This is a genomic window from Kaistia soli DSM 19436, assembly GCF_900129325.1.
GTDB classification, from domain to species: domain Bacteria; phylum Pseudomonadota; class Alphaproteobacteria; order Rhizobiales; family Kaistiaceae; genus Kaistia; species Kaistia soli.
Genome location: NZ_FQUP01000001.1, coordinates 1,921,644 through 1,946,496, shown reverse-complemented (window position 1 = coordinate 1,946,496; position 24,853 = coordinate 1,921,644). Strand labels below are relative to the sequence as shown.

The following is a 24,853-nucleotide window of genomic DNA, read 5'->3' as shown; positions in this document are numbered from 1 at the left end:
CGCCGAGCCCTTGACGATCGGAATGTCATCGCCCGGATAGTCATAGGACGACAGCAGCTCGCGCACCTCGAGCTCGACCAGCTCAAGAAGCTCCGCGTCGTCGACCAGGTCGACCTTGTTCAGGAACACCACCAGCGCCGGCACGCCGACCTGGCGGGCCAGAAGGATGTGCTCGCGCGTCTGCGGCATCGGGCCGTCGGCCGCCGAAACCACCAGGATCGCGCCGTCCATCTGTGCCGCGCCGGTGATCATGTTCTTCACATAATCCGCGTGGCCGGGGCAGTCGACATGCGCGTAGTGGCGGTTCTGCGTCTCGTATTCGACATGCGCCGTCGAGATCGTGATGCCACGCGCACGCTCCTCAGGAGCCGCGTCGATCTGGTCATACGCCTTGAACGTCGCGCCACCCGTCTTCGCGAGCACCTTCGTGATCGCTGCCGTCAAAGACGTCTTGCCGTGGTCAACATGGCCAATCGTGCCAATGTTGCAGTGCGGCTTCGTCCGCGCAAATTTCTCTTTACCCATCGACGTGCTTTCCTGTCGTCTCGTTCACGTGAGCCTCAGGCCGGCCCAGCTTGCACCGCGACCTCGCCGCGAGAAGGATCCGCCTCGCCGGCGGCGCGATGCTCAATTGATGGAGCGGGTGAAGGGAATCGAACCCTCGTATTCAGCTTGGAAGGCTGCTGCTCTACCATTGAGCTACACCCGCACGCTAACGTTCCGTCGAGATGGTGGAGGGGGTTGGATTTGAACCAACGTAGGCATAGCCAACGGATTTACAGTCCGTCCCCTTTAACCACTCGGGCACCCCTCCGTCATATCGGCAGAGCGTCACGCGTTCAGGATCGTCTACGGAAGCGGACCGGAGCCCGGTTTTCCGTGGCGCGTGTTATGGAGAGCTTGCCCGGCGCTGTCAACGCCCTATCAGGCGCTTTGCACGGCCGTCTTTTTGCGCGTCCCTTCCGGTTGCCCGGTCCCTTCGCCACTCCTATAAAGCCGCATGAGCACCAACGACAAATCGAAGTATTTCAAGGGCGGAAAGTCTGGCCCGAAGCGTGACGACGGGCGCCAGAGGAGCGGCAGCGAGCGCCGCTTTTCGCCGCGCAGCCCGGCCGAACGTCGGCCGGACCAGCTGTGGATATATGGCATTCATGCCGTCGCAGCGGCCCTCGGCAATCCGAACCGCGTCGTCCTCAAGCTCCTCGCCACGCCGAACGCCGCGGTGCGGCTGCGCGACGAAGGCGCCTCACTCCCCGAGACGATGGAAGAGGCCGACGCCAAGGCGCTCGATCGCCTGCTCGGCGAGAACGCCGTGCATCAGGGCGCGGCCGTGCTCGTCGAGCCGCTTGATCCCCTGCCGCTCTCGATGCTGGGCGACGCACGCCTCGTCGTCGTGCTTGATCAAGTGACCGATCCGCACAATGTCGGCGCGATCCTACGGTCCGCCGTCGCCTTCGGCGCAGACGCGCTGTTGACGACCGGACGCCACGCGCCGGCCGAAACCGGCGTTCTGGCCAAGGCTGCGTCCGGCGCGCTCGAATGGATCAAGGTCGTCGAGGTTCCGAATCTCGCCCGTGCACTCGACGAGCTTGGCGAACTTGGCTTTCACCGCGTCGGCCTCGACAGCGAGGGCACGGCTACGCTCGAAGGCGCCATGGCCGGGGAGCGTCTCGCGCTCGTTCTCGGCGCAGAAGGCAAGGGCCTCCGCCGGCTTTCGCGCGAGAAGTGCGACACGGTCGCGCGGCTCGACATGCCGGGCGTCATCAAGAGCCTGAATGTCTCGAATGCCGCGGCCCTTGCCCTCTATGTCGCGCGTCGTCATCTCGGCGCGCCCGCCGCCTGATTCGACGGCAAGGAAGCAAAAAGGCAGGCCGGCAAGCGCCGCCCGCTCTTGACCGGCGCCCCCGCCTCTCACTAAACGAAAGCCGTCGCCGGATTAGCTCAGCGGTAGAGCAGCGGTTTTGTAAACCGAAGGTCGGGGGTTCAATCCCCTCATCCGGCACCACCAGCATCATCGATTTCTGGCATCCCTGATCTTGAGCCATGGCCGCCGTGGCCCTCGCGGCCAAGGCAGCGGCGAAGTGGCCAGGCGGCGTGGCACCAGATTGATTCGCGCGCGAGGGGCTTGGGCCATGTCCTCCCGCACGGGATGCACTCCTTCAGACCGCGCCGGGTCGCCATGTCGGCGACGACGAGTATCGCTCGCGTTGTGCATTCTCGCCGCCACAGCCTAAAATTTGAATTCAATCCAAATTCGCTCGCGCGGAGGTTGACCCGGCAGGAATATGCGCAACACTCAGTCGTTGCTGCTATTTCGTTGGACCCCATATAAAAACGCTCGTGACCCACAGTTGATGGAGCCGTCGCACCTCGAATGACCACGCCCAAGCGCCAGAGTGCCCAGACAGACGCAGCCGCCTTGCACCAGGTGGCGGCACTGCCGTTCCGCGAAAGCGAGAACGGGCCGCAGGTCTGCCTCGTCACAACGCGCGAGACGCGGCGGTGGACCATTCCGAAGGGCTGGCCGATGAAGGGGCGCACGGACCGGGATGCGGCGCGAATCGAGGCGCTCGAGGAAGGCGGCCTTGTCGGCAAGGTCGCCAAGCGGCCGATCGGGTCTTTTCTCTATTGGAAGCGCCGGCCAAACGAGCTCGATCTGATCCGCGTCGAGGTCTACCGGCTCGATGTCAATGAACAGCTCGCGACCTGGAAGGAAGCGAGCGAACGCTATGCGATGTGGTTTCCGCTCGATACCGCTGCTGAGCTCGTCGACGAACCCGGCCTCAAGGCGATCTTCGAGAGCCTTATCGTCGAGCCTCCGCTACCCGCCGACGCGCCGCTCCTGTATCATGATGGCCCAGCGTCGATAAAGGAGACCGCGATGGCCAAGGGACAGATGCGCAGCAACAAGGAAACCCGCAAACCGAAGGCTGAAAAGCCGAAGGCAGCTGCCGGGGCGCCGAAGCCGTTTGCGAACACGACCGCTGCGGCGAAGGACAAGAAGTAGGATCGGGCGAGACCCGGTTGCCGACCGCCGCGCTCAGCGGCGGTCGCGCCCGTCGCCAAGCGTCAGGCCTTGCTGCGAATTGGCGAGCACCGCAAGGGCCTTTGCGGCGTCGCGGGACCCGGTTCCGGCTGCGGCCACGAACAGGCGCTTCGCCTCACGCGGCTTGCCGAGGTGGTAATAGGACCAGGCCCGGATGATCAGCAGGTCGTTCTGTTCCGGCGCGATCTGCGAGCGTTCGTCGAGATAGAGCAGCGCCTCGGTCCACCGGTTGTCGGCATAGGCGGCGATCGCGCGCTGCGTCAGAATTTCCGTTCGCAGTTCCACGGCACGGCGCGTGTCCTGCGGGGCCGCCGCCGCCGAAACGGCTGCAGCATCGGTCAGCCCGGCGCGCAGATTGGCGAGCGTCTTGCCGTAAGCGGCATCCTGGCGCGCCTTGCCGTCATTGGTGTCGAGCGCGATGTCGAAGGCATCGACCGCCTCGATCGGCCTGTTGAGCGACAGGAGGCACCAGCCGCGCGTGAGCGCGTTCATGCCGCGAAGCTGCTCGGTCCGCGTCGTGCTGCGGCAGCCGCCACCTGCCCCACCGCCGCCACCGGCGTTTGAGACGCGCGCCGTTCGCACGGGCGCGGGAGCAGCGACGGGCGCCACCGCGTCGGCGCCGAGGAACGTACCCTCGGGAGTTGGCACGGCATAGTCGCTGGCAACGCGCACCGCCGGCTGGACCGCACCCGAGCGGCCGGGCTGCACGGCTGCGGGATTGGCAATGCTCGGCGGCAGCAGGAACGTATCGGCGGGGCGAATGCCCGCGCGCTGCTTGGTGGGATCGGCGAGGTCGGCAATGCGCTGCGAGCGAGGTCCCCAGACGCGGATGATCTGGGCGAACGCAACCTTGTTGCCAAGTTTCTGCGCAGCAAGGGCGAGGCCGAAGGCCGCCGGCTCCGTATCGTGCTTCCAGGTCAGCGCTGCCGAGAACCAGCGCGCGGCCGCCACCGTCTGGCCGGTGTTGTAGGCGTACCAGCCGAGATTCTGAGCGCCCTCGGGATATTTGGCCTCGCTGATCGCCTTGGCCATGCGCGCCATCACTTCCGGCTCGATCTTCGCCGGCGGATCGATAGCGAGCAAGGCCGTCGCGACGACCAGATAGACCTCCTTGTTCTCCGCCCCGGCATCGCGCCAGCGATAGGCTGCGGCCTCCGCTTCGGCCGGCCGATCGAGGGCGTTCAACGCATAAGCCAAGCCTCGGGCGATCTCGGGCGTATCGGCGCGCGTCTTGGCGAGTTGGAACCAGGTGACCGCGCCCTCCGCATCCTTGTGCGAGAAGAGATAGCCGCCGAGCAAGACAGCGTCATCGGCCTTCGTGCTGGAGCGGGCAAGCTGCTCCAGCAGCGTGATGTCCTCCGGCGGCGCGATCTTGGCGGGATCCTTGGCGGCGGCGCCGATCCGGCGCCGCGCGATGTCGCCGCGCACGGCGGCGAACTCGCCCTGACCATTGGCGCCGACGCGCTCCAGCGCCAGCAGATCGGCAAGTTCGGCATCGCCGAGATAGGCCATCGCCTTCTGCACGGTCGCCAGACGTTCCTTGGGATCCTGGCAATTCGTCAGGACATAGACATCGACGTCGCGTGCACGCCCAACCCGATCGCTGCGAGCGAAAGCCTCGGCGAGGCGCCAGAGGACATCGACATCGGCGCAGGTGAGAAGGCTCGGCGTCGCAGCGGCGATCTGAACCACCGTTTCCCACTGCTTGGCGTTGGATGCATTGATGAGCCGGTCCCGCTGCTCGCCGACATCGAGCCGCGCCAGTAGATCGGCCGGCACCTTCCAGTTCGGATCGCTTGCCAGGCGAGCAGCGATGGCAGCCCTCGCGGCGGCATACTGCCCCTGGCTGTAGAGCTTCCACATATTGTCGAGCAGCGCATCGGTGACCGGAACCGGAGCGCTCATATCCGACGGCGGATACCAGTTCGGATAGAGCGCGCGCAGCCGGGCGATCTCCGCATTCAGCCGCCGGCTGTCGCCCTGCTGGGCGAAATAGCGCAGCGCCGTCTCGTCGACGGAGGGGCCCGACGCGGCAGGGGTGTCAACCGGCGCCGCTGGCTGCGTGCCGCCAACTGCAGGCGCCGATGCGGCGGGCGTCGCTGGGGAGGACGAAATCGGAACGGACGCGGATGAAGGCGTCGAGGCAGCAGGTGTCGTCGCGGGAGCCGTTGCCGTTGACGGTGCTGCGGCAGGGGCCGCGCTCGGCAAGGTGACAGAGCCACTCGGCATCACCACCGGGGGAACCGCCTGGGCCGTCTGGGCCTGGCTGGCTCGGCCAGCGCCGAGCGTGTCGGCGGCGGATTGCACCGACGGCGTGGTGGTGGGTGCCATGAAGATATCGGGCGTCGCCGGACCGGTCGAGGCTGCCCTCGCCCGCGTCAGGCTCGTCAGGTCATCGGTCGGCGTGGCAGCCTGGCGCACGAAGACCGCACCGAGAATGCCGACGATCGCGATCGACCCGATAACGAGGAAAGCACCCCTCACAGGCATTGGGGTTTCCTTTCCGCCAGATAGGATACCGCGAGCAGATAGAGCGTCGCGGGATAATAATGCGTCGGCGTGAAGATCTTCAGATCGGGCGGGATCGGCGTGCCGTTGCTCACGCAGTCGAGGAGCGCCGGCAGCATCCGGTAGCCGGGCTCCGCCAACGTGGCAGCAGGCTGGTTGGTCTCGACATTGATGAGCGGCAGACCACGCGTCTGTCCGCCCCGCCAAGCGGCGGCGAAAGGACCGAGCCAGGCCGGATCGGTGATCCCGGCGCGCACGAGATAAAGCGGAATGCGGATCGCGTTGTAGCCGAAGTCCGGATCAAACCCAGCGGCCGGTCGCGGCGTTGAATCGTGCAGCGAAATCCAGTCGGTCGGAAGCTCTGACTGGCCGAAGCGCGAGGCTGCGATCAGATCGAGACCGGATCGCGCAAGCTTCTGCCAGTCGCCGCCCGGCACGAGCTGCTGCATGACCGGCATCGCCTCGAAGACCCAATAGGAAAGATTGATCACCGGTCCATCGGCCCGCGTATCGGCCTTAAAGCCCTCAACGCCCGGCAGGAGCAGTGTGTTGTCGCCGGCTGTGACAATCGATGTCTTGCCGAGCGCAGTGGCAATCGCCGTCGCAGCCGCAGTATAGCGCGGCATCTGCCAGGCGCGGCCGGCCATCGCCAGCGCATAAGCGATCAGGAGGTCGCCGTCGCTCGCATTGTTGATATCCGGGACATGCGGCTCCGACGGCCGCCAGCTCCACACCGACAGGCCGTCGCTACGCAGCAGCATCTGGGTCTGTGTGAATGACCAGATCCGCTCGAAGCTGGAGCGATCGTCGGCAGCAAGTGCAAGGATGAGACCATAGCCCTGCCCTTCGCTATGACTGATCGAGCCATTGGCGTCGTCGATGATCCGGCCGCTCGGATCGAGGAAGCGACCCGCATAGGCCTGCCACACGGCAGGGCTGATCGTGCCCTGAATCTTGAGGGTGTCGGCAGCCACGCCCTCGTTCGGCAGCAATGCCACGATGCCGAGAACCGTCGCCAAGAGCCATCCCGCAGCGTTCACGATGGCCTCCCAAGTCGGAACAGCAGGCCGGACGTAACGATGCCTAGCACGAGACAGAGGAGGATGAGGCAGAACGCATAGGACAGGATGTTGCTGGAAAACCAGTTCGCGGCGATGAGCCGAAGGTTTCGGAGCGAAAGCGGCTGCGTGACGATAAACTGGTAGTTGAGCACCGCCTGATTCTCGACCAGCCCGGTTGCCGCACTGAAGGAACTGTACTGCCCGCCGATCTGTGACCAGGTGCTGATGCCTGCCACGGAGGCCGCCCCGCTCGCGAGTTCCTTGCCTGACGGCGCGGTCATCATGGTCCAGGCGCTGTTGCCGCCTGGACTTGTCGCCTGGGCGAGTAACAGCGTCGACCGCGCCTTCGGCTCGAAGGCGACTTGCGTCGCGGGTCCGATCCGCAGCGCGGAGAACGAGATGTCAAAATTCCGCTTCATCCAGTCCTCGAACGAGGACACCTGTCCCCGCCAACCGCCGCCACCTGCGAGGGCCGTGCGCCAGCGATCGAAGACCGCGTCCGTGTTCTCCTGGCCATCCGGCATCGCAGCGCTGTCCGGAATGTTGGTGCCGGGCAGCATCACGCCGGAGCTCGCAGGCTCCGGCAAGCGCGGCACATCCGACTTCCAACTGACGCGGACCGTCTCGGCAATGCCGAGGCGTCCGAGCATGCCATCGGAGAACTGCGAAGCGACGCCAACGAAGATCGCCGACTGATCGCCCACATTGGAGGCGGCGGATAGCGCCAGCGGCACGATACGGCCGGCCTGAATGGCGAGGCGGCTCACCAGCGTTCCGGCCGCCGACAGTGTGTCGATATCCGTGCGGCCGAGAACGAGAGCCGAGGGCACCGGCGCGATATTGTAGGGGAACCCGCTGCCGGCGAGCGCGGAGAGGCTGGGGCGGCGGCCAATGCGGGCGAAGCTCGGCATCGAGAACTCGCTCGTGTCGAATAGCACGAACCGATCAGGACCGGCTATGGAGCCGCCCGGTGCGCAGGCGAGATCCGCCTCCGTGTTGAGGGCGGCCTCGATCATGATCGTGTTCACGCCCGGATGGAAATGCCGGAATGGGATCTGGACCGGAAGATGGCGGAAGATGCCGCCTGTGCGGTTGACGATCCGTGTCGTCGCCGCGATCTGCCCGTTGACATAGATGTCGAGATGGCTGGCCGGGAGCACCGCCGACGTATAGGCCGCGTCCAGAAGCAGCGTCGCCTCGCCATAGGACTCGGCGTAGAAATCGGATGGCACGCCGATGGCGAATTGGCTGCGGAAGCGACGGCCGGAGAACTGCTGCGTGGCGACGCCCAGCTTGTTGAGCGGCACCGATTCCTGACCCGTGAAGTAGTGGACGTCAGGCGAAAGCCACGACGCCGTATTGAGCGAGAGCCGCGGCTGGCCGAGCGGCCGATCGGCCCGCGCCGCGATTGCATCGACGGCAGCGGTGATCTGACCCCAGTTCGCGCCGGTGACGACCAGAACGGAGGCGCCGACCTGGGGTTCGTCGACAAAGGTGACGACCGGCTGCGTCGCCGCGCTTGCAACGGGTGTCGAGAGGATCGCGCCGACATCGTTGGCGGCGCCGAGGAGCACGGTAAGCGTCCCGCGCGGATCGGCCGATTCATTGCGGTCTGAGACGGTCACGGCGGGATTGGCATAGCCGCCGAGCAAGCCGATCGCCTGGGCGAGCTTGATGATGTTGTCGGTCGCGCCACCCTGGGCGACGCCTGGAACAACGAAGTGGATCGAGGTGACCCCTTTGGCGTCGTAGCCGACTGCAGGCAGATCCTCGAGCGACTGAAGCATGTCGGGTGGGCCGCTGGCCTCCAGGTTCAGCTTGGTGCCCGCGGGATTGATGTCGGTCCAGAGCTCATAGGTCGACTGGATCGAACAGTCGGTCCGATGGCGCTGAAACGCTTGAAAGCTCAAGACATTCGCGCCCGCGCGCAGCAGCCCTGACGGGATGGCCGCAGTGACCGACTTGAACTTGTCCGACGAGGCGAGCGCAGTCTCGAGCACGATCTCGCCATTGATCAGCACACGCAGGCGCGACGCCTCCGGCATGACCAGGATCGCGTTCTTGTAGGCGACCTCGATCTCGGCATTGCGGGCAGCCTCGGCCGAGGTCAGGAAGATCGACCAGCTCCGCTGATCAATCTCGCCCTCGAAGCGCATGGTGCTGTCAGGAACGATATAGCGGCTAAGACGGGCCGGCGCCGGCTGCGCGGCGGGCATCTCGCCCGCTGCGGGCGCAGGCGGCGTTATCGGAACGCCCGGCACGCTCTGCACTGATGGTGCCGCCGGCGCGCGCATCGAGGGCACCATATTGGGGATGGTGTAGCCGGAAACCGGCGCCGTGCTCTGCGGCGCGGCGTCGCCGGGCATTGACGGCATCGGCTGGGCCACCTCGCCCGAGGGCTGGACCCGCAGCGGCGCGACATAGCCACCAGGCGGCACGGCTGGCTGCACTGTCACGGGAACGCCACTATCCGGCAGCGTATCGGCAGGCGCTTCGCTGCGCTCGCCGGTCATGTCGAACGGTTGCGAACCCTGCGCAAAGGCCGGTCCCGCCGCCAGGACGACTGCGAGCAGGGCAATCCTGGATAGAATGATCGAGGAGCGAGATGCGGAAATCATGCGGCGCGCTTCTCAGCAGGCGTCGTTGCCGGGCGTTCACGCCGGAACGACTGGACGAGATAGCCGAGGCCGCGACCGGTCTGGTAGACCGACAGGCCGATGAACCAGATCGTCCCCCTGAGGATGCCGATATTGACCCGCCGCGACCACTGGAACTTCGACCACTGGTCCGAACTCGAGAAGATCAGGTCCGAGATCAGTCGATAATGATCGGCAACATGGGGCTCGTAGCGGCATCCGAGCATGATGCCCTTCGAGCCCGGGGCGATCGTCCGTAGCGTGATCGGCAAATCCCGCGTTGGGATCTCGACGCTGGTCTTGAAGCGGATCGCCGCCGTCATGCCGCGCTCGACATCCTTCTGCGAAAGCCCCGAGACATTGATGCGCGCGCCGCCAACCGAAGCGTCCTCGACCGTCGCCGGGACCACGCGATCACCGATGATAAATTCGCAGCGGCGGCGCACCTCGATGCGTCGGCTCTGGCGGTTCTCCTGCCGCTCCGAGATGACCCCGAGTGCGCAGCCGGCAATCAGGATGTTGAGCAGGTTCCATCCGCCAACGACCAGCGCAACGTCGGCCTTATAGGGCTCGGCATAGATGCGCCACACGGTCATCACGACGCCGAAGAGCAGCACGAAGAAGATGATGTAGAACGGTCGCGATAGTTCCGAGATGCGGGCCTTGTCGAGCGACTCGTTCTTCGCCGTCACCTTGAAGGTCGGCTTGCTCGGATTGAGAATGACCGAGATCAGCGCCGGCAGCAGGTAGACGGCTTGCACGAACTCATAGAGTTCGGAAATCCACGGCCATCGGAACCGGCCATAGAGATAGTTCTGCATCATGAGGTTCACGAGCATATAGGACGAGGTATAGGCGACGAACTCGCCACCTGACGCCGTGAAGATCTCGAGATCGAAGAACAGGTAGCAAAGAGGCGCCAGCAGGAAGATCCAGCGCGTGATCGGGAACAGCCAGAACAGCGTGCTCGACATGTAGCAGAGCCGCTGCGGGATCGAGAGGCCGCGCTTGCCGGGCGGGAAGCGGAACCGCAGGATCTGCATCATGCCCTGCGCCCAGCGGCTGCGCTGACCGATGAACGAGGTGAAGGTGGCCGGCTGCAGGCCAGCGATCAGCGGGCGGTCCACATAGACGCTGCTCCAGCCCGTCGCGTGCAATTCCAGCGCCGTCTCGGCATCCTCGGTGATCGAGACGCCGGAGAAGCCGCCCGTCTGCTCGAGCGCTTCACGACGCAGCACCGCGGCTGAGCCGCAGAAGAAAGAAGCGTCCCACTTGTCGAGCCCGCGCTGGATGATGCCGTAGAACATCTCATTCTCGGACGGCATCGTCTCGAAGGTGCGCAGATTGCGCTCGACCGGATCGGGATTGAGGAAGAAATGCGGCGTCTGGACGAGGAACAGCTTCGGCGTCTGCTGGAAATAGCCGACGGTGTAGGTCAGGAAGTCGCGTGCCGGCGCATGGTCGGCGTCGAAGACGGCGATAAGATCGCCGGTTGAATATTGCAGGCCGTTGTTCATGTTGCCGGCCTTGGCATGCTCGTTTCGCTCGCGCGTCAGATAGCGGCAGCCGAGATCGGCAGCGAGCTTCTGCAGCGCCACGAATCGCTCCTCAGCCTCCTGAGCCGCTTCGATATTGTCCGAGTTGCGCTTCTGCACCGAGCCGCCGTCATCGAGCAGCCACACCGTCAGTTTGTCGGCGGGATAGTCCATCGCCTTTGCGGAGGCGAGCGTTGTCGCCAGGAGCGCCGCATCCTCGTTATAGGTCGGCACGAACACATCGACTGTCGGCAGGCCAGGGTCGGAAGAAGACACCTTCAGCGTGCGCGGCGCCATTGGCCGCATGACCACGAACAGGCTGAGGAACAGCATGAAAATGCTGTACATCTCAGCGAGATAGACCAGCAGGCCGGGAATGAAATCCTCTGGCTGGTTGACGGGCGGCAGCGTCGACGTGGTGCGCCAGTAGGCATAGCGGAGCACGATGGACGTGCCGAGCGCCAGCGCGATCTGCCGCCAGACGCCCTGCCGCGTGAAGAGCTTGAGCAGCACCATCACGCCGACAACGAGGGCCCCGCCGACGAGATGCGCCTGCAGATTGATCGGCAAGGTGATGAGGATGGTCATCACGACCGCTGCCAGGGCCCAGACAAGGGCATAAACCATGCGGGTCATGAGACTTTCCTAATTCCGCTCGTTTTGCCTGGCGGTCGACAATGTCGGCCATCCCAACTGTCCCGATGGGCCCATCCCGATCGGATTTGCACTCCCGGAAACCTGTTTTGGTTTCTTCTCTCAGTTCTTGGTGAACAATCCGTCATCGGCGCTCGGCGGATCGCCCATTGCGTCAGTAACCCGCCGTCACGGCGAGGGAACCACCGGGTAGCCGTCGAGCGGCGTTGCAGCGGCCGGATCTGTGGTCGCGACACTGCTTGGCGAAACGATGCTCGATGTTGTCACCGGCGCAATCGTCGGCGACGGTACCAGGACGACGTCCGGCGCAATGGTTTCCGCCGGCACCACGGTCTCTTTGACCGCAACGGTTCGCCGGACGGTGGCCTCCGGCACAGGAGCGTCCTGGATCGAATAGGCGCTGGCCGGCGGCAAGACGCTGACGCCCGGCTTGCCCAAGTCGTCCGGCGGCGGCGGCGCAGCCCCATAGGGGTTCCAACGCGAGGATAGAAAATAGGAGTTGATGGTGAAGCCGGTCATGACGTTCAGAAGCTCGATCTCCGTCGCGCGCGGTTCGCAGAGGCGAAGACGGATGATGATCGTTCCCTGACGACTGATCAGCGTTGAATCGAGATCGGGCGCGCGAATGCGCTGCCAGGCATAGAGGCAGGTGTCGCCAGTCGTGCTGCGCCCCGTCGCATAACCGAATGAACCGTAGCGGTTCTGCGTATAGTAGTTGGACACCTGCATCTTGATGCCCGGGAAGAACCAGCCGAACTCCCGGCTGACATTCAGCAGCGCCAGCGGATCATTGTTCAGCTTGTTTTCCGGCGCGGTGACCTGGACCACTGGCCCGAACATCGTGATCGTCAGCTTGTTCTCGCCGGAATTGCGGGCGTGGTTCTCCAGGGTGATTTCCTGGGTCGTGGCGTTGGAATAGGTCCGCTCGACAACCCCGAGCACGGCCGGACCGCCGGGTGGCATGTCGACCATGGCCTTTTCGACCGGCTTCCGCAGCGCCATGGATGAAGAGATGATGTCCTGCGGCTTCGCGGCGCACCCCGCGAGCACCGAGGCGCCGAGACAGATGGCAAGGAGGCCGCGGATGGCACCCCCACCCTGCTCGTTTGCCCCGCGGGCTGCTGCTGCCGTTCGCCGCATCGTCACTTCCATGCTTACCCACTGGCCGCTCCAGGGGCTAAGGGCGGTCACACCGCCTCCCCCCAGAGGTCACGCGCCCTGCCTGATGCAGAGTCCGGGTAGCATGGTTAACAGCGGGTTACGGCGGCCTGCCTTTCGACCGCAATCTGCTAATGGACGGCTATGTCCCGTTCCCGAACGCAAAACGCAGTTGCTCAACGATCACAGTATTTTGCGCCGTTTCGCGCGGCACGCGCAAACCGTGCCCCCACACCGGACCGGGCCAGGCCGAATCGCCCTCGCGGCGACCGATCACATGAATATGAAGCTGGCGAACGATGTTGCCGAGCGCGCCGACATTGAGACGTTCGAACGGCAGCACCGAGCGGAGCGCCGCCGCCGCCGCGCGGATTTCCGATGTGATGAGAATGGATTCAGCCTCTTCGAGATCGGTGAACTGCTCGAGCCCCGACCGGCGCGGTAGAAGCAGCAGCCACGGGTAGCGCGCATCATCCATGAGGCGCACGGAGCAAAGGCCAAGCTCGGTTACCGCCATGCTGTCGCCGAGAATGCGCGGATCGATCGTGAACGGGTCCATGCAGCCTTCCAGAATCCGGGATCATCGCCTGTCCCTCGTGGCAGCGCGGCATTCCCGCCACACCGTCCGGCAACAAGATCTTCACCGGCTTTCCGGCTTGACGTGGCCTTACTGTCGAAGTCAAGCATAGATACCAGTCGTGGGCGAAAACCCGCTGCGCTGTTCTTCTTCCAAACGACTTCCTGTCCACGTGCCCGCCTGAGGTCTTCGTGCCTGTCCCCGCTGCTTTGCGTGCCGTCGCCCGACGGAACGCTGCCGGTCTGCCCTGCCTGAAATCGCGCCGCCGTGGGGGCCGCCAATGACCGCCGTGCTTGAGATCGGCAACAACGATGCCGAGCGCACGCTGTTCGGCCTTGCAGCCGCGGTCACTGGAAATTTCATGTTCGCTTCCAGCGACGCCATCGTGAAGGTGCTGTCATCGCACTACTCGGTGTTCCAGCTCGTGGTGACGCAGGCGAGCTTTGCGCTGATTCCGCTCGCGATCATGCTCCTACGCGAAGGCGGGCTGCGCGATATCCGGGTCCGACATCCGCGTCTTGTGATGCTCCGCGGCCTGCTGGCGGGCACTGGAACGATCTTCGGCTTCTTCAGCTTTTCCCAATTGCCGCTGGCCGAGACCTATTCGATCTTCTTCTGCACGCCGATCCTCGTCACCGTTCTTTCGATTCCCATTCTCGGAGAGCGCGTTGGACTGCATCGATGGGGAGCCGTGATCGTCGGACTGATCGGCATCGTTGTGATGGTGCGGCCCGGCTTCGAGACCCTCCATCTCGGACATGCGGCCGCGCTCGTCGCAGCCGTCATCGGCGCCTTCACGGTGCTGGTCATGCGCCGGATTGCCCGCGACGAACATCATGCCGTCATGGTTCTGGCGGTGGTGACTGGGCTCATCGCCGTCAGCCTGCCGGGCATGATCCTGACGTTCCGCACGCCGACGCTGCACGACATGGCGCTTTTTGCCTGTGGCGGCCTCCTGATGGGATCCGGCCAGTTCCTCATCGTCCGGTCGCTGTCTCTGGCTCCGGCCTCCGTCGTCGCGCCGATGCAATACACGATGATGCTCTGGGCGATCAGTTACGGCTATCTGCTGTTCGGCACCAGGATCGATCCGCTTGTCGTGCTCGGCGCCCTGATCGTCATCGCCAGCGGCCTCTACATCATGAACCGCGAGCGGCGGCGTGGCCGGAAGAACGTCAGGCTGATCGAGCGCCCGTGATCCAGAGACGCCCTCAAGGCTTATGGCCGGGACAATGGCCGGCTGAAATAGAGCAGCACCAGCGACAGCGGCACGACGACATAGTCGAGGATCGAGCCGGGCGCGGTCGCCGTCGTCTCGATGACCCGGAGGTGGCCGATGGTCAACCGGCCGGCATATTCGACAAACACGAAGACCAGCAGCAGTGGGATGATGGATCGGTAACGCAGAAGGGCGATCACGTAGATCGCGCCCATCATCAACTGCGACAGGCCCCACAGCGAGAACAGGAAGATGACCGCATCCGCGGCCGGTGCCGGATAGCTGCTAAGCGGGATATGCGCCACTGATTGAGCTCCGCCGTCGGGGGCGAAGATATGGAACAGGCTGCGTCCGACTGTGAGCGCCGTGAGTAAAGCAAAGGCCGCCACGACGAAGCGGTGGCCCGGAAAACGATTGTCCAACTGCGGCGGGAATAACCAGGTCATGAAGGCTTCCTCCAAACCTGCAGTAACCTTGGCCGCACCCGACCTCAATGGCGTTATTTGACCCCACCGGGCAGCGCGGCCGCACGAATACCCGCGAACCTTAGCAAACGCGTTCAGACAGTTTTCATCTTCACCCGGCTTTGGGCGAAACCGAATTTGAGGCCTGAGGTTGTATTTTCACCGGCCGCCCCCGCGACCGGCGCGGACTTCCAAGGCGAAGTCCGAACCGAAGGGAGAAGATCATGACCAGAATCGCTACAATCGCGGCAATCCTCTGCCTCTCGTCCGTTTCGGCTTCCGCTCTCGATGTCGGCGTCGCGGGCGTGAATGTCAGTGTCGGTCAGGGGCAGAACGGCGGTCTCAACGCCAATGTAACCGCCAACACGGTCGCCAACACCAATGCCAACGTCAATGCGACGGTCGGCGGTGGCGGCGGCAATGTCGCCAACGCGACCGCCAATGCCAATACGGGCGCGCTCGGCGGCAACACCAATGCCAATGTCACCGCGAATATCGGCAGCGGTGCTGTCAACGCCGGGACGAATGTCGGCACGACGGCGCTTGGCGGCAATACGAATGTCAGCGCTGCGGTCGGCCTCGGTGGCCTCGGTGGATCGAATGGCGGCGGCTCGGGCAATGGCGGCGGCTCGGGCGGCGGAACCGGGGGCAACGGCGTTGGCGGGGTCGCCTCCGGCAATGGCGGCATGGGCAGCAATGGCTCGGGCGGCGGCTCCGGCATCCTCGTCCCGGGTGGCGGTCTTGGCGGATCCGGTAACTCCGGTAGCGGAGGAAATGCCCGTGGCAATGTCCGCGTCCCTGCCCAGCTGGTTCGCGACTACTCGAACCTCGATCGGGCCGAGCAGGCGGCCATGAAGAAGCGCTGTGGCAGCATTCTGATGCAGCCGGGCGGCTATGACGATGGGCTGGTTTCGCTCTGCCGAATGCTGAAGCGCATCTAGGCGACGAGGGGAACTTTGCGGGGACGGCAGCAGCCGCCCCCGCGCATTCAAAAGTGCGGCGGCTGAATGCCAGCCGCGCGGCAGGCAGCCGTCAACGTATTGGCCATCAGCATTGCGATCGTCATCGGCCCGACACCGCCCGGCACGGGCGTGATCGCTGACGCACGCAGCGAAGCTTCGGTATAGGCGACATCGCCCACCAGCCGCGTCTTGCCCGCACCGCGCTCTGGTGCCGGAATGCGATTCATTCCGACATCGATCACCACGGCGCCTTCCTTCACCCAATCGCCCCGCACCATTTCCGGACGACCAACCGCAGCGACGAGAATGTCGGCGCGGCGTGCCAGGGCGGCGAGATCGCGGCTCTTTGAATGAGCGATGGTGACGGTGCAGCTTTCCTGGAGGAGCAACTGGGCCATCGGCTTGCCGACGATGTTGGAGCGACCGATCACCAGAGCATCGAGGCCGGCAAGCGGGCGACCAACTGCGCGTTTGATCAGCAGCAGGCAACCGGCGGGGGTACAAGAGATGAGGGCCCGTTCGGGTTCGCCGATGGCGAGGCGCCCGACATTGATCGGGTGAAATCCGTCGACGTCCTTGGCCGGATCGATCGTCTCGAGAACTGCGGCGGCATTGATATGACCCGGCAATGGAAGCTGGACCAGAATGCCGTGGATCGCAGGATCGGCATTGAGCGCCCGAACGAGCGCCAGCACATCCGCCTCGCTGGTTGCGGCCGAAAGCGTGTGCTGCACGGAATGGAAGCCGAGTTCCTCGGCCTTGCGGCCCTTCGCGCCGACATAAACCTGGCTGGCGGGATCTTCGCCGACCAGCACCACGGCGAGGCCGGGCTTCAGGCCGGAGGCGACGACCGCCTGCTTGATCATCGATGTCACCTCGGCGGCGACGGCCTTGCCGTCGATCACCTTGGCGGCATCAGCGGAAGACGACGGTGCGCGATCCATTGAGAAGAACCCGATGTTCGAGGTGGAACTTGATCGCCCGTGCCAGCACGGTGTTCTCGATGTCGCGGCCGATGGCGACCATCTCCTCGGCCGACATCGCGTGGTCGACGCGGCCGACATCCTGCTCGATGATAGGACCCTCGTCGAGTTCGGCCGTCACATAGTGGGCGGTGGCGCCGATCAGCTTCACGCCGCGCTCGTGGGCGCGGTGATAGGGCTTGGCGCCCTTGAAGCTTGGCAGGAACGAGTGGTGGATGTTGATCACGCGGCCGGCCAGCTTGTCGGTCATGCTGTCCGAAAGCACCTGCATGTAACGCGCGAGCACGACGAGATCGATGCGCTCGCCCTCGATGAGACCAAGCACCTCGGCCTCCTGCTCGGCCTTGCTGCGCCCATCAACCGGAATGAAATGGAACGGCAGCCCCTCCCCCTCGACGCGTCGGCGCATCGTCTCGTGATTGGAAACCACCGAAACGAGGTCCATCGGCAGCTGGCCGATGGAGTTGCGGTAGAGCAGGTCGTTGAGGCAATGGCCGAGCTTCGAGACGAGGATCATGACGCGCGGCTTGACCGAGAGATCATGCAGTTGCCAGTCGAAGCCGTAACCGGTCGCGACCGGCAGGAAGCCGCTCGTGAAGCTCGCCTTGGTCACCGTATCAGGCGCCGCGAAGGCGACGCGCATGAAGAAGCGGCCGCTGTCGGGATCGCCATATTGCGCGCTCTCGACGATGTTGCAGTCCTGCGAGGCGATCGAATTGGCAACTGCCGCGACGATGCCGCGGCGATCGCCGCAGGAAAGGGTGAGCACGAAGCGTGCTGGCGCGGCCGGCATGGATGAACGAGCCTCGATGGGGTCAGGGACGGGCCGACTTCCTAGCCGTCGCGCCGCTTGGCCGCAACCTCGAACCGCCGCGACGGGGCGGCGCAGCCTTGCATCTCGCCGACGCCTCGCCGACAGTGTCGCACATTTTGAACACGGCAGATGGACAGGATCCGCGATGCCCGAGCCCAGTTACGTGGTGGCCCCGCCGCCGGTCGTCTCGCTTCCGGTCGTTGGTCTCGACGCGCGATTTCCTATCCGCCGCGTCTTCTGCGTCGGCCGCAATTATGCCGCCCATGCCCGTGAGATGGGGCATGACCCCGATCGCGAACCACCCTTCTTCTTTCAAAAGAACGCCGGCGATGTCGTCGGTCCGGGCGAGGTCCCCTATCCGCCGCTGACCGAGGAGTTGCATCACGAGGCCGAACTGGTCGTGGCAATCGGACGCGGCGGAAAGGATATCGCGATCGGCGCTGCGCTCGGCCATGTCTATGGCTACGCCGTCGGGCTCGACCTGACGCGCCGGGACGTGCAGGCAGACCTGAAGAAGGCCGGACGGCCTTGGGAGACCGCGAAGGCCTTTGCGCAATCGGCGCCGGTCGGCGCGATCCAACCGGCCGCGGCGATCGGCCATCCGACCAAGGGGCGCCTCACGGCAAGCGTCGATGGCGACCTGCGCCAGGACGGCGACATTGCCGACATGATCTGGACGGTGCCCGAGATCATCGCCCACCTCTCACGCTGGTTCACGCTCGAAGCCGGAGATCTCATTTTCACGGGCACACCGGCCGGGGTCGGCGATCTGCAGCGCGGCAATGTCATCGAGGCTGAAATCGAAACTGTCGGCGCGCTGCGCGTCACGATCGTCTGATACAAGGCTCCGACGGGGCAAAGGGGCGGCATTCGGTCATGGCCAAGCAGGAATTGTTCGGCGGCGCGCTTGCGTTCATCGCGAGCGGCACGCCCGAGGCGGCGGCCGCCGAGGCGCGGCTGAAGTCTCTCTATGAGAGTGCCGATCCCGAACAAGCCGACGTCATCATCGCGCTCGGCGGCGATGGCTTCATGCTGCAGATGCTCCACCGCTTCATGAATTCCGGCAAGCCGATCTACGGCATGAACCGCGGCTCGGTCGGCTTCCTGATGAACGAGTTTCGCGAGGATGAACTGCGCGAACGCGTTCGCGCGGCCATCGCCTCGACGCTGCATCCGCTGCAGATGGATGCGCTCGACCAGCAAGGCAACGAGCACCGCGCCTATGCGATCAATGAAGTTTCGCTCTTTCGCCAGTCCTATCAGACGGCCAAGCTGCGCATCTCAATCGATGAGCGCGTTCGCCTCGAGGAACTGAGCGGCGACGGCGTGCTCGTGGCGACGCCAGCCGGCTCGACGGCCTATAACCTCTCGGCGCACGGCCCGATCCTGCCGATCCATGCACCCTTGCTGGCGCTGACGCCGATCAGCGCGTTCCGGCCCCGGCTTTGGCGCGGCGCGCTGATTCCGGATCGGGTCCGCGTTACGCTCGAAGTGCTGGAGCCCGAAAAGCGTCCCGTGAACGCCGTCGCCGATCACACGGAAATCAAGTCGGTGCTGAAGATCGTGGTGCGCCAGGATCGCCGCGCCAAGAGCCTGATCCTTTTCGATCCGGGCCATAGCTGGGACGAGCGCATCCTGACCGAGCAGTTCCGCTACTAGGCGGCGCTGCGTACGGCCCGGGCAACGGCGCGCGCACTCTCGCGCGCCTCCTCTGCTGCGTAGCGGCGCAGCATGGCGAGAAGTTCGTTCGCCTCGCCGTCCGTGATCGCCCTGTAGCGCTCCATGACCCGCTCGACGGTACGCCGCGCCAATGCGTGGCGGCCGACAGGCTGCGCCTCCCGCGCTGCCTCGCGTGCCGTCTCGATGGCCGCGGCGAAGGCATCGAAAGCCGAGGCCGGAAGGCCCGCCTTCTTGTAGATAGCCCGCAATGCAGCTGGTCGCCCCGAGCGCACCAGACCGGCGACGCGGCCCTCCGGAATGCGCGAGAGAATGGCGAGCGCGGCTTCGAAGAGGTCGATATTGCCGGCGCAGACTGCCCGCAGCAGCAGGGCCGTCGTGAGCTGGCCGGTGACGCGCAGATGCTCGACCAGCGCGCCAAGATCCTCGGTGGCCGATTCGGCGGCGATGGCGATTGTCGCCCGCTCGCAAGCATCGCGCGTGACGAACCGCGCGCGATCCGGGGCGATCCAGGCCTTGGCGGCAACGAAGGCGCCGAGACGATCGCCGAGACGGCGGATCAGCATCTGCCGGATATCGGGCGGCAGGTCGGCACGCTCCAGAAGCCGGTCGCGGATCGATGCGTCTTCGCCATGGCGCTCGGCGAGCCGGGCAAGGCTGATCGCGGCGATTGATGAGTCCGGATTGTCGAGCAGCGCCATACAGGCTTCCGCCTCGCCAACCTCGGCAATGGCTGCTGCCACGGCGCGGCTCACCGGAAGCCGGGCCGCGATCGCCGCCTGCCGCGCACCATCCGCGGCGGCCACGATGTCGACGAGTTCTGGATCGATGAAGGTTGGCGAGCAGGTGAGCACCAAGCCAGCGATATCGATGTGGTCGCCGGCCAGAGTCAGGATGATATGGCGCGGCGCCCGTGCATCGACCGCCAGCGCATCGGCGAGCGCATAGCGCACCTCCGTAGCGGGATCATCGAGCAGGACGGTCATCGCCGCTTCCATGTCGGCGCGCGCTTCGCTATCGACCTCGGAATAGAGATAGGCGCGCGCCATGGCATGCGCTGCCTCGGCGCGGCGCCCGGCCGGAGCCGTTTCAAGCCACTCCAGGAATTGACGGACGATCATGAAGCCCCCGACCCGAACGGTGCAGCCGACCTTAGAGATCGCGGCTGCTTTGGGCCGATCTGAGCATCAATGGATTAATGTTCCGTCAACCATAACGGGAGGTTAACCGGCGAAGTCAGGCCGGCGGGCTCCACCGCGTGACGATATCGGCAAGCGCCGGCCGCGGCCGCTCGAAAGGCGGAATATCGGGGGTGCCGACATGGATGAGGCCGACAAGGCGCTCGGCCTCTGCCAGCCCGAGCAGGGCACGCGCCTCGGCATCATAGGTCACCCATTCGGTCAGCCATTGCGTCGCAAAACCCATGGCGTTCGCGGCGATCATCAGGTTCATGGCTGCGGCGGCGGCCGCCAGCAATTGCTCCCACTCGGGAATCTTGACGTGCGGCGCGGCACGGCTCACCACCGCGACGACCAGCGGCGAGCGGGAGAAGCGATTGGCTTCCGCCGCGATCAGCTTCGGATCGGCATCCGGCCGACGCGCCGCAAGAAGCGCCGCCGTCGCCGCGCCGGCGGCCGCACGCGCCTCACCTTCGAACAGCACGAAGCGGAACGGCACCAGCTTGCCATGATCCGGCACGCGGGCCGCGATCGTCAGCATCTCCTCGATCTGCGCGGCAGAGGGGCCAGGCTCGACGATATTGACGGCAGGGATCGATCGGCGCGTCTTCAGAAGCGTCAGTGTATCGGTCATGTCTCTCGGATCTCGGAGATTCTGCATAAGGCGCAGGCGTCAAGCCGGCGCGGGAAGCGTGGTGTGTCCGACTGATCGGACGAATCCGCGGCCAATGCAACCCTCGTTGCCGGGCGTGCAGGTCTTGAAATCGCCACCCTTCTTCGGTTCTAAGGGGAGCATGGCCAGAACGCAGTTGGAACCTCGCTCGGGACGATCGATGCTGATGAAGCGCGGCCTTGCTGCCTGTATTGCCGCGACACTACTGGCGATCAGCCCGCTCGCGGCTCTTGCGCAGTCACCGGCGGGCGGCCCCGGGCCGGGTTTCGCCCCGAATGGCGGTGCGGGCATCAACGCCGCCCCGCTCAACAACGACCCCGTACCCCCGATCGACATTCCCTCTGCACCGACATCCGACACGCTGAGCATGCCGGATCTGTCCGGAGCCGGCCTGTCGACGTCCCCGGCCCCGACGGCCCCCCTGCCGCTCGCGCCCCTCCTGCCGACGCCCATCGATCCGGGTGCCTTGCTGAAGCCGGCCTTCCCGACCGCGCCGCGCCAGGCGCCGGCGCGCGTCAATCCGCGTGCCGTCGAACTTCAGGCCAAGCTCACGGATGACGGCACGGCCATACCGTCAGGCATGGTCTGGCGTGTCTTCTCCGAGAAGCGTGGCGGCGACGGCCATTTGCCCCTGGTCCGCGAGCAGCGCGGCGGCACGGTCCGCCTCGACCTGCCGCCGGGCAATTACATCGTCAACGCCGCCTATGGCCGGGCCGCCGTGACCCGCACCCTGTCGGTCACCGGAGAAGGCGGCCACGACACCTTCGTGCTCAATGCCGGCGGGTTGAAGCTGACAGCCGTCAACGGCAAGGATCTGCCGATCACGCCGGCGCTGTCCAAATTCGACATCTATCCCGGCACCGACGAGACCGACCAGGAGACCTCCCCGATCGCCTCCGATGTTGCGCCCGAGCAACTGGTCCGCCTGACGGCCGGAATCTATCACGTGGTCAGCCGCTATGGCGACGCCAACGCTGCCGTGCGCGCCGACATCAAGGTCGATGCCGGCAAGCTGGTCGAGGCGACCTTGTTCCAGAAGGCGGCGCGCATCACGCTGAAACTGGTTGCCGATTCCGGTGGCGAGGCGCTCGCCAATACGTCCTGGTCGGTACTGACGCCGGGCGGCGATAGCGTCTTCGACAGCGTCGGCGCCTTTCCGGACGTCGTCCTCGCGATCGGCGACTACACCGCCGTCGCCAAGCACGACAACCAGATCCACGAGCGCAACTTCACCGTCGAAGCCGGCCGCGACCGCGAAGTGGAAGTGCTGGTCGCGGCGAAGGACGGCACTCCATCCGCGCCAACGAACGTGTCGCCGACTCCCTAGAAGACGGCCTTCGCGGATCGCCGTGATCTTGCCGGCCTCTTCTGCTCCCCGATGCTGTGCCGCGCGGCTCTTCTTCGCGAGAACGTGCCCAAGGTCGGGTCGACATTGCTACGGCGCTGCCGTTGAATCTCCGGTCTCTATGAGGCGATCCATCAGGTCGCTCGGCGAGGTGGCTGAAGGAATGACACCGACATGTCGTAGCCACCACCACATCACCATGCGATGCAGGATCGTGTAGTACCAGATGGCCAGTGCAGGGCTTGGATGATCAATCTCGCCATAGCCAGCCAAGATATGCGGCGTGCTGCCAGGAGCATCATGCTCTGAGCAGAAGAGACATTTGGCCAGGTCGAAGACAGCATCGGCAGCCCGTGCGTTTCCGAAATCGACCAGCCCACTCAATACGAGATTTCCCCGATCGTCCTCGACCGCCAGGACATTGTTCGGGTGAAGATCATCGTGCGCAAAGACCGCGCCGATGCTGTGCGAAGTCACCGATTGGAAATGCTGCTCGATGATCGCGCGCAGGCGCGCACTCACATGAGTGTCGGCGCCAAAGGCAGCAAAGCGCCCAAAAGCGTCCTCGATGATACGGCGTATGAAGGCGGCGTTCGTCGAAACGGGATCGATGATGCCGTCCGGGCCAAAGGCGCCATAGGCTGGCATCGCGATCGCGTGCAGCGTGCGGAGCAGCCCGCCAGTCTGGCGGTAGAGGCTGGCGATGTCCCTATGGTCTTTGAGCGACCCGCCGGCGACACCCGGCAAACAGTTGGTGATGGCAAAGCGAAACGGCAGCACGTTCCTGGTTTCGTCGATCAGCAGATACCGCGTCACCGGCACGGCGACCGCCAGAAACTGGCGCGCCGCAAGCGCTTCACGGGCGGGAGTCTTGTCGCCGTCGTCTGGATAAGACTTGAGAACTACGGAGACATCGCTGGAGAGGTCGAGCCGAAACACAGGCGACGTGCCGCCTGAGAGCGGCGTTATGTCAACGACACGACCGAGCTCAAGCGTTTTTATTGCATCGTCGACCCGATCTTTTGACAGCCTCATCCCACTCCTCTCCGTCCTTCTCAGTCCGATCCACAACTTCGAGACATGCAGACTCGCGCCAGCTTCGCGTGGGATGCGGGTTATATCTGGCGGGCCGCCGGGTGTTCACGCGCCGCGAACTGACGCCGCCACGCCGACCGCAATTCGCCGGGCCGACGCCCGTGGCGATCATCGAGGAACTCGGCCGCGTCTATGCGGTCCAGCCGGAACAAGCGAAAGTCCTGGCGCAGTTCGCACCAGGCGGCAAGCAGCCGAACATGTTCGGTATAGCCGAGCATCGCCGGCCAGATGACCCGCTCGCTCGGCTCCCCTTCTCCCGTGCGATAGAGGATACGGATCTTCTTGCCGTCGCGGATCCACAACCGGGCCCTCGCGACATCGATCCTGTCGCGCGGCATCTCCCGCGCCGGCGCCGCGGCAAGCGTCGGATCGACAACGAGGTCGCGGAGCCGTTCCGGAAGGGCCGCGGAGATTTTCGCGATCAGGTCACGCGCGGCAGCGGCAAGCACCGGATCCCCCTTGTCGGCCACCCATTGGGCGCCGAGCACCGCCGCTTCGACCTCGTCCGCCGTCAGCATCAGCGGCGGCATATCGTACCCACTGCCGAGCACATAGCCGAAGCCCGCTTCGCCATGGATGGGAACACGTTGGCCCATGAGGTCGGCGATGTCGCGGTAGACGGACCGCTTCGAAACCTCCAGTTCCTCGGCAAGCGCCGCTGCCGTGACCGGCATTCGTGTGCGCCGGAGGATCTGGATCAGTTGAAATAATCGATCGGCGCGACGCAACCCGGTTCTCCTGCTGACGGAACGCTGGCAGCAGGCTCCTTTTACAAGCGGATCGGTTTCATCGCCATTCACGCACCGCCGAAAGAGAGCCCGCCATGAATTCCGTCTCGATGAGTCTTGTCTCGATCCGCATCATCACAACCGACGTCGGTCGGCTGATGGCGTTCTACGAACGCGTGACAGGCATGGCAGCCATTCGCTACACCGACGATTTCGCGGAACTGGTTACGCCGGCTTGCACACTGGCGATCGGCAGCGCCCGTACGGTGCAGATGTTCGGCGCGGGGGTTGCGCGGCCGGCGGACAATCACACAGCAATCATCGAATTCCGCGTGGCCGACGTCGATAAGGCATTCCAAGATCTGGGGGATGTCCTTGGCGACAGCCTCGTCCAGTCACCGACAACGATGCCCTGGGGCAACCGCTCGCTGCTCTTTCGCGATCCCGACGGCAATCTCGTCAATTTCTTCACGCCTGTCTCCGCCGAGGCGATCCAGCGGCTCGAACGGTGAATTCCGGCAATCAGTTCATCCAACCGGC

General features: G+C 65.0%; 22 protein-coding genes and 3 tRNA genes. 9 read left to right on the top strand and 16 right to left on the bottom strand.

Annotated elements, in window-relative coordinates; translation table 11 throughout:
- The 3 genes from BUB39_RS09440 to BUB39_RS09430 form a co-directional block, all read right to left on the bottom strand.
- A partial coding sequence (locus BUB39_RS09440) for a GTP-binding protein (protein WP_139251396.1) occupies positions 1–525 on the bottom strand: 525 nt, incomplete at its 3' end.
- A gap of 110 nt (positions 526–635) precedes the next feature.
- A tRNA-Gly gene (locus tag BUB39_RS09435) sits at positions 636–709 on the bottom strand.
- A 20-nt stretch (positions 710–729) separates the two neighbouring features.
- Positions 730–814, bottom strand: a tRNA-Tyr gene (locus BUB39_RS09430).
- 186 nt (positions 815–1,000) lie between these two features.
- Between BUB39_RS09430 and BUB39_RS09425 the strand changes: the two genes are divergently transcribed.
- The 3 genes from BUB39_RS09425 to BUB39_RS25625 all read left to right on the top strand — a co-directional run bounded on the left by BUB39_RS09425 (position 1,001) and on the right by BUB39_RS25625 (position 3,007).
- A complete protein-coding gene (locus tag BUB39_RS09425) occupies positions 1,001–1,843 on the top strand; it encodes a TrmH family RNA methyltransferase (protein WP_073052625.1) in 843 nt (280 codons plus the stop codon).
- 87 nt (positions 1,844–1,930) lie between these two features.
- Positions 1,931–2,005 (top strand) — tRNA-Thr (locus BUB39_RS09420).
- 369 nt (positions 2,006–2,374) lie between these two features.
- Positions 2,375–3,007, top strand: coding sequence for an NUDIX hydrolase (locus tag BUB39_RS25625; protein ID WP_073052624.1), 633 nt, complete (start codon positions 2,375–2,377; stop codon positions 3,005–3,007).
- Between the two features lie 33 nt (positions 3,008–3,040).
- Here BUB39_RS25625 and BUB39_RS09410 read toward each other — a convergent pair whose 3' ends face one another.
- The 6 genes from BUB39_RS09410 to BUB39_RS09385 all read right to left on the bottom strand — a co-directional run bounded on the left by BUB39_RS09410 (position 3,041) and on the right by BUB39_RS09385 (position 13,115).
- A complete protein-coding gene (locus BUB39_RS09410; RefSeq protein WP_084527056.1) occupies positions 3,041–5,536 on the bottom strand; it encodes a hypothetical protein in 2,496 nt (831 codons plus the stop codon).
- Entirely contained in the window at positions 5,527–6,594 is a 1,068-nt protein-coding gene (locus BUB39_RS09405) for a family 8 glycosyl hydrolase (protein WP_244540187.1), read from the bottom strand. The genes BUB39_RS09410 and BUB39_RS09405 overlap by 10 nt, the downstream gene beginning before the upstream one ends.
- The gene (locus tag BUB39_RS09400) at positions 6,591–9,233 is read right to left on the bottom strand and encodes a cellulose biosynthesis cyclic di-GMP-binding regulatory protein BcsB (RefSeq protein WP_073052623.1); all 2,643 of its coding nucleotides are present in this window, start codon (positions 9,231–9,233) and stop codon (positions 6,591–6,593) included. Before BUB39_RS09400 ends, BUB39_RS09405 begins: the two co-directional genes overlap by 4 nt.
- Positions 9,230–11,422: a UDP-forming cellulose synthase catalytic subunit gene (gene bcsA / locus BUB39_RS09395; RefSeq protein ID WP_073052622.1), complete on the bottom strand. Its 2,193-nt coding sequence runs from the start codon at positions 11,420–11,422 to the stop codon at positions 9,230–9,232. The genes BUB39_RS09400 and bcsA overlap by 4 nt, the downstream gene beginning before the upstream one ends.
- 186 nt (positions 11,423–11,608) lie before the next feature.
- Positions 11,609–12,631: a cellulose biosynthesis protein BcsN gene (bcsN, locus tag BUB39_RS09390; RefSeq protein WP_139251395.1), complete on the bottom strand. Its 1,023-nt coding sequence runs from the start codon at positions 12,629–12,631 to the stop codon at positions 11,609–11,611.
- A 109-nt stretch (positions 12,632–12,740) separates the two neighbouring features.
- Entirely contained in the window at positions 12,741–13,115 is a 375-nt protein-coding gene (locus BUB39_RS09385) for an HIT domain-containing protein (RefSeq protein WP_244540186.1), read from the bottom strand.
- Between the two features lie 340 nt (positions 13,116–13,455).
- Between BUB39_RS09385 and BUB39_RS09380 the strand changes: the two genes are divergently transcribed.
- Positions 13,456–14,373 carry a DMT family transporter gene (locus tag BUB39_RS09380; RefSeq protein WP_073052619.1) on the top strand — a complete coding sequence of 306 codons (918 nt, stop codon included), beginning with the start codon at positions 13,456–13,458 and terminating at the stop codon, positions 14,371–14,373.
- A 20-nt stretch (positions 14,374–14,393) separates the two neighbouring features.
- On the opposite strand, the gene BUB39_RS09375 is transcribed toward BUB39_RS09380, so the two are convergent.
- Complete coding sequence (locus tag BUB39_RS09375; RefSeq protein ID WP_073052618.1) at positions 14,394–14,840, bottom strand: hypothetical protein; 447 nt, start codon at positions 14,838–14,840, stop codon at positions 14,394–14,396.
- A gap of 242 nt (positions 14,841–15,082) precedes the next feature.
- On the opposite strand from BUB39_RS09375, the gene BUB39_RS25875 reads away from it, so the two are divergent.
- Complete coding sequence (locus BUB39_RS25875; RefSeq protein ID WP_073052617.1) at positions 15,083–15,799, top strand: hypothetical protein; 717 nt, start codon at positions 15,083–15,085, stop codon at positions 15,797–15,799.
- Positions 15,800–15,846: 47 nt separating this feature from the next.
- Here BUB39_RS25875 and folD read toward each other — a convergent pair whose 3' ends face one another.
- Positions 15,847–16,764 (bottom strand): bifunctional methylenetetrahydrofolate dehydrogenase/methenyltetrahydrofolate cyclohydrolase FolD, encoded by a 918-nt coding sequence (gene folD / locus BUB39_RS09365; RefSeq protein WP_073052616.1) that lies wholly within the window; start codon positions 16,762–16,764, stop codon positions 15,847–15,849.
- A complete protein-coding gene (gene purU, locus BUB39_RS09360; RefSeq protein WP_073052615.1) occupies positions 16,736–17,596 on the bottom strand; it encodes a formyltetrahydrofolate deformylase in 861 nt (286 codons plus the stop codon). Before purU ends, folD begins: the two co-directional genes overlap by 29 nt.
- A gap of 166 nt (positions 17,597–17,762) precedes the next feature.
- Here purU and BUB39_RS09355 point away from each other — a divergent pair, with 166 nt between their 5' ends.
- Positions 17,763–18,455, top strand: coding sequence for a fumarylacetoacetate hydrolase family protein (locus BUB39_RS09355; protein ID WP_073052614.1), 693 nt, complete (start codon positions 17,763–17,765; stop codon positions 18,453–18,455).
- A gap of 38 nt (positions 18,456–18,493) precedes the next feature.
- The gene (locus BUB39_RS09350; protein ID WP_073052613.1) at positions 18,494–19,276 is read left to right on the top strand and encodes an NAD kinase; all 783 of its coding nucleotides are present in this window, start codon (positions 18,494–18,496) and stop codon (positions 19,274–19,276) included.
- On the opposite strand, the gene BUB39_RS09345 is transcribed toward BUB39_RS09350, so the two are convergent.
- Both BUB39_RS09345 and BUB39_RS09340 read right to left on the bottom strand, forming a co-directional pair.
- The gene (locus tag BUB39_RS09345; protein WP_073052612.1) at positions 19,273–20,415 is read right to left on the bottom strand and encodes a DUF2336 domain-containing protein; all 1,143 of its coding nucleotides are present in this window, start codon (positions 20,413–20,415) and stop codon (positions 19,273–19,275) included. The two genes, BUB39_RS09350 and BUB39_RS09345, sit on opposite strands and share 4 nt — an antisense overlap.
- 115 nt (positions 20,416–20,530) lie before the next feature.
- Positions 20,531–21,106 carry a nitroreductase family protein gene (locus tag BUB39_RS09340; RefSeq protein WP_073052611.1) on the bottom strand — a complete coding sequence of 192 codons (576 nt, stop codon included), beginning with the start codon at positions 21,104–21,106 and terminating at the stop codon, positions 20,531–20,533.
- 199 nt (positions 21,107–21,305) lie between these two features.
- Between BUB39_RS09340 and BUB39_RS09335 the strand changes: the two genes are divergently transcribed.
- On the top strand, positions 21,306–22,472 hold the full coding sequence (locus tag BUB39_RS09335; protein ID WP_073052610.1) for a hypothetical protein: 1,167 nt from the start codon (positions 21,306–21,308) through the stop codon (positions 22,470–22,472).
- A gap of 108 nt (positions 22,473–22,580) precedes the next feature.
- Here BUB39_RS09335 and BUB39_RS09330 read toward each other — a convergent pair whose 3' ends face one another.
- Together BUB39_RS09330 and BUB39_RS09325 are read right to left on the bottom strand one after the other, a co-directional pair.
- A complete protein-coding gene (locus BUB39_RS09330) occupies positions 22,581–23,561 on the bottom strand; it encodes a phosphotransferase family protein (protein WP_139251394.1) in 981 nt (326 codons plus the stop codon).
- 44 nt (positions 23,562–23,605) lie between these two features.
- The gene (locus BUB39_RS09325) at positions 23,606–24,313 is read right to left on the bottom strand and encodes a helix-turn-helix transcriptional regulator (protein ID WP_073052608.1); all 708 of its coding nucleotides are present in this window, start codon (positions 24,311–24,313) and stop codon (positions 23,606–23,608) included.
- A gap of 95 nt (positions 24,314–24,408) precedes the next feature.
- On the opposite strand from BUB39_RS09325, the gene BUB39_RS09320 reads away from it, so the two are divergent.
- Positions 24,409–24,825, top strand: a complete 417-nt coding sequence (locus BUB39_RS09320) for a VOC family protein (protein WP_244540185.1) — start codon at positions 24,409–24,411, stop codon at positions 24,823–24,825.
- Positions 24,826–24,853 lie beyond the last annotated feature (28 nt).